Below are 4,787 nucleotides of genomic sequence, written 5' to 3' on the forward strand. Positions count from 1 at the left end.
AACGACTCCGGCCCCACCCCCAACCCCACCAAACGCCGCGCCAACCGCGCCGCCCGCACATCGAGGTCGACCGCCGTGACCGTTCCCGCGTCGGAGACAAGCGCGGGGTCCTGCGGGGCTGCGGCGACGCGTCGGTCCCACAGCTCGGGCACGGTCAGGTCCTCGACCCCGCTCGGGTGGGTGCCCCACTCCCCCAGGACCCGCTGTCGTTCGCCGGCGTCCAGGACGTCGAACGAGCCGATGGGTGCCTCGGGGTCCGCGGTCAGCGCGTCGAGCAGCCGGACCAGGCGGTCGGTGACCCCGGCGACGGTGGTCTCGTCGAACAGGTCCGTGCTGTACTCCACCAGGCCCTCGAAGGCACCGGTGACGTGCTCGGTCACCTCGAAGGCGAGGTCGAACTTGGCGGCGCCCGTCCGCACCCGGCGCATCCGGGTGTCCAGGCCGGGCAGCCGCAGGTCGGCCGCCTCCGTGTTCTGCAGGACGAGCATCACCTGGAAGAGCGGGTGACGGGCCCGGGAACGATCAGGAGCCACCGCGTCCACGACCCGCTCGAACGGAACGTCCTGATGCGCGTACGCCGCCAAATCGCCCTCACGCACCCGCGACAACAACTCCCGGAACGACGGATCACCCGACACATCCGTACGCAACACCAGCGTGTTCACGAAGAACCCCACCAGCTCGTCCAACACCTCGTCCTGACGCCCCGCGATCGCACCACCGATCGGAACGTCCTCCCCCGCACCCAACCGGGAGAGCAGCACGGCGAGCGAGGCCTGGAGGACCATGAACGGCGTGGAGCGGGTCTCCTGGGCGAGGGCCCGGATCCGCAGGCCGAGGTCACCGGGGACGGTGAAGGGGTGGCCGGCGCCCCGGTGCCCGGCGACGGCGGGCCGGGGCCGGTCGGTGGGCAACTCCAGCAGGTCCGGGGCCCCCGCCAGCGTCTTCGTCCAGTACCGCAGTTGGCGGCTGATCAGGGACTCCGGGTCGTCCTCGGAACCGAGCAGCTCCTGTTGCCACAGGCTGTGGTCCGCGTACTGGACCGGCAGCGGGCGCAGGTCGGGAGCGGCCCCTTCGACGCGGGCCGCGTAGGCGGCGGCGAGATCCTGACCAAGAGGAGCCAGTGACCAGCCGTCCGAGGCGATGTGGTGGACCGTCAGCAGCAACACCTGCTCCTCGGAACCCAGCACGAACACCTCGGCACGCAGCGGCAACTCGGCCGCCAGATCGAACCCACGCGCCGCCGAAGCGACGAGCGCCGCGTCCAACCCGTCCTCCGACACCTCCACCACGGCCAACCCCGGACGGGCCACCGCCGCATCGAGGATCTGCTGGCGGGGCACTCCGTCCGTCTCCGGGAAGAGGGTGCGCAGGCTCTCGTGCCGGGCGACGACGTCGCCCAGTGCGGCCCGGAGCGCGTCGTGGTCCAGGGGCCCGGTCAGGTGGAGGGCGTAGGGCAGGTTGTAGGTGGCCGCGCCGCCCTCCAGGCGGTCCAGGAACCACAGCCGGCGTTGCGCGTACGACAGCGGCAGGGTCTCGGGCCGGGCCACGGGTCGTACGGCGGGCCGGGCGGCCCCCGCGCTGCGGAGCAGCGGGGCGAGCGCGGCGACGGTGGGGGCCTCGAAGACGGCGCGGACGGGCAGCTCCACGCCGAAGACGGAGCGGACCCTGCTGACCAGGCGGGTGGCGAGCAGCGAGTGCCCACCGAAGTGGAAGAAGTCGTCGTCGATGCCGACTCCGGGCAGCGCGAGCACCTCGGCGAACAGGGTGGCGAGCCGCTCCTCGTCGGGGGTGCGCGGGCTTCGCCCGGACGTGGCGGACGCGAAGTCGGGGGCGGGGAGCGCGTTGCGGTCCAGCTTGCCGTTGGGGGTGAGCGGGAACCGGTCGAGGACGACGTACGCGGCCGGGACCATGTGGTCGGGGAGGCTCTCGGCGGCCAGGGCGCGCAGGGCGGCGGTTTCGGGGGCCGGTCCGCCGGCGACGGGGACGGTGTAGGCGGCGAGGAATTTGCTGCCGGGGCGGTCCTCGCGGGCGACGACGGCGACCTGGGCGACCGTCGGATGGGCGGCGAGCCGGGCCTCGATCTCGCCGAGTTCGATGCGGAAGCCGCGGATCTTGACCTGGTGGTCGCTGCGGCCGAGGTAGTCGACGCCGCCGGCGGCGTTCCATCGGGCGAGGTCGCCGGTGCGGTACATGCGGGCCCCGGGAGGACCGTACGGGTCGGCCGTGAACCGCTCGGCGGTCAGGGCTGGTCGCATCCAGTAGCCGCGGGCCAGGCCCTCGCCGCCGATGTACAGCTCGCCCTCGTCGGCTGGTCGCAGGTGCTCGTCGAGCACGCGCAGGGTGGTGTTCCAGATGGGGCCTCCGATGCCGGGCAGGTCGCGGGCGCCCTCGACGTCGAGGGTGGTGGACCAGACGGTGGTCTCGGTCGGCCCGTACATGTTGGTGGTGCGCGCGCCGAGGGCGCTCATCGCGTCGGCCAGTGCCGGGGGCAGCGCCTCGCCGCCGACCAGCATCCGCAGGCCGCGCAGGGCCTCGGGGGCTTCGGTGCTCAGGGCGTGGAACAGTGACGGTGTGGCCTGCAGGACGGTGGCGCCGCTGTCCGCGGCGAGTGCGGCGAGCCGGACCGGGTCGAGGACGCTCTCGCGGGGGGCGATGACCACGGCGGCGCCGGCGAGCAGCGGCAGGTACATCTCCACGACGGCGATGTCGAAGGCGATGGTGGTGACCGCGAGCAGCCGGTCGTCGGCCGTCATGGGGAAGCGGTCGGCCATGTACGACAGGAAGTTCAGCAGGTTTCGGCGGGTGATCAGCACGCCCTTGGGGCGGCCGGTGGAGCCGGAGGTGTAGATGGCGTACGCGGGGTGGGCCGGGTGGAGGGGGGCGGTCCGGTCGGCGTCGGTGAGGTCGGCGCCGGAGCGGCCGGCGGCGGCGGCCTCGGCCTCGGCGAGGGCGGCGGCGTCCAGGAACAGGGCGGGCCGGGCGTCCTCGAGGATGTAGTTGACGCGGTCGGCGGGGTAGTCGGGGTCGAGCGGCACGTAGCCCGCGCCGGACTTCAGTACGGCGAGCAGGGCGACGGGCAGTTCCAGGGAGCGCGGCAGGGCGAGGGCGACCAGGCTCTCGGGGCCGGCGCCGCGTGCCACGAGCTCGCGGGCGAGCCGGTTGGCGCGGGCGTTGAGCCCGGCGTGGTCCAGGCGTCGGCCCTCGAAGAGCAGGGCCGTGGCGTGCGGGGTGCGGGCGGCCCGGGCCTCGATCAGCGCGGTGGGGTCGGCGTCCGGCAGGGCGCGCTCGGTGTCGTTCATCGTGGTAACCACCCTTGAATGGCTGTCGGTTGCGTCAGGCTCCGGCCGTGGCCGGGGCGTCGACGGCAGGGGCGGCGGGTGTGGCGGGGCCGGCGGGGGCGGCGAGCGCTCCGAGGCCGGCGGGTGCGGCAAGGGCTCCGAGGGCTGTGGGGGCGCCGGGGGCTGCCGCTTCGATGCGGTGCAGTTCGGCCGCGAGGATGCGGCCGATCTCGGCGAGGGCCGCGGGCTTCATCAGGTCGTTGTGGCTGCGCTCCAGGTGGTGCGCGGTGATCGCGCCGGCCACGTACGGGCGCCAGGTCTCGGGGGTCGGCGAGATGTCGACCTTGTCGAGGGAGGCGACCAGGATGGTGACGTCGCCGCCGTACCGGGCGGGTACGAACTCGTGGACGAGTTCGCGGCCGTTGGCGTAGACCCGGCCGATCGCCTCGATGTGGTGCTGCTCCAGGCTGGCCAGGGAACTGCCGAGCTTGCGCAGGATCTCGATGACCTTCTCGTGCTTGAGCGGCTTCTTGCCGAGGTAGCGGCGGTCGTAGCCGACCCAACGCAGCAGGTCGGCGAGGATCTCCTGTTCGCCGAGCTCGGCGAGCGTCTGGCCGGGGTAGGTGTCGAGGATCGCCAGCAGTCCGACGTCCTCGCCCTCCCGCTCCAGGCGGGTGGCGATGACGTGGGCGGCGATGCCGCCGGAGGAGTAGCCGAGCAGGTGGTAGGGGCCGTGCGGCTGGACCTTGCGGATCTGCTCGACGTAGTCGTCGGCCATGTCCTCGAAGGAGCGGGGCAGTGCGCCGGTACCGTCCAGGCCGCGGGCCTGGAGCGCGTAGACGGGGGTGTCCTGGCCGAGGTGCTTGATGATGCCGGCGTAGCACCAGCCGAGCCCGCCGGCCGGGTGGACGCAGAACACGGCGGGGCGGTCGCCGTGCGGGCGCAGCGGCAGCAGGACGTCGAGCGGGTCCTCGTCGCGGTCGCCGTCGGCGATCCTGGCGTCGAGGAGTGCCGGGGTGGGGGCCTCGAAGACGCTGCGGATGGTGAGTTCGGTGCCGAAGGTGGCGCGGACGCGGGAGACCAGGCGGGTGGCGAGCAGGGAGTGGCCCCCGAGGTTGAAGAAGTTGTCGTCCATGCCGATCCGGGGCAGGCCCAGCACCTCGGCGAACAGGCCGCAGACGATCTCCTCGCGCGGGTTGCCGGGGGCGCGGCCGGTGGTGGCGGCCGCGAGGTCCGGGGCCGGTAGGGCCTTGCGGTTCAGCTTGCCGTTGGGGGTGAGCGGCAGCACGGGAAGAGTGACGAAGGCGGCGGGCACCATGTGCTCGGGCAGTTCGCCGGCCAGCTCGCGGCGCAGTTCGTCGGCGGTGGGAACGCCGGAGCCGGCCGGGACGAGGTAGGCGACCAGGCGCTTGTCGCCCGGGGTGTCCTCGCGGGCCACGACGGCGGCGTGGGCGATGTCGGGGTGGCGGTCGAGGGCGGCCTCGATCTCGCCGAGTTCGATGCGGA

The 4,787-nt window shown here is 73.5% G+C and carries 2 protein-coding genes; both read right to left on the minus strand.

From position 1 onward, the window contains the following. The coding region (locus AB0D46_RS38270) for an amino acid adenylation domain-containing protein (RefSeq protein WP_362884691.1) at window positions 1–3,302 on the minus strand (3,302 nt) is incomplete at its 3' end. A gap of 34 nt (window positions 3,303–3,336) precedes the next feature. Further along, window positions 3,337–4,787 (minus strand): alpha/beta fold hydrolase (locus AB0D46_RS38275; protein ID WP_362884693.1); only part of this gene is annotated, 1,451 nt, incomplete at its 5' end.

This window comes from Streptomyces sp. NPDC048383 (assembly GCF_040651775.1).
GTDB lineage: Bacteria > Actinomycetota > Actinomycetes > Streptomycetales > Streptomycetaceae > Streptomyces.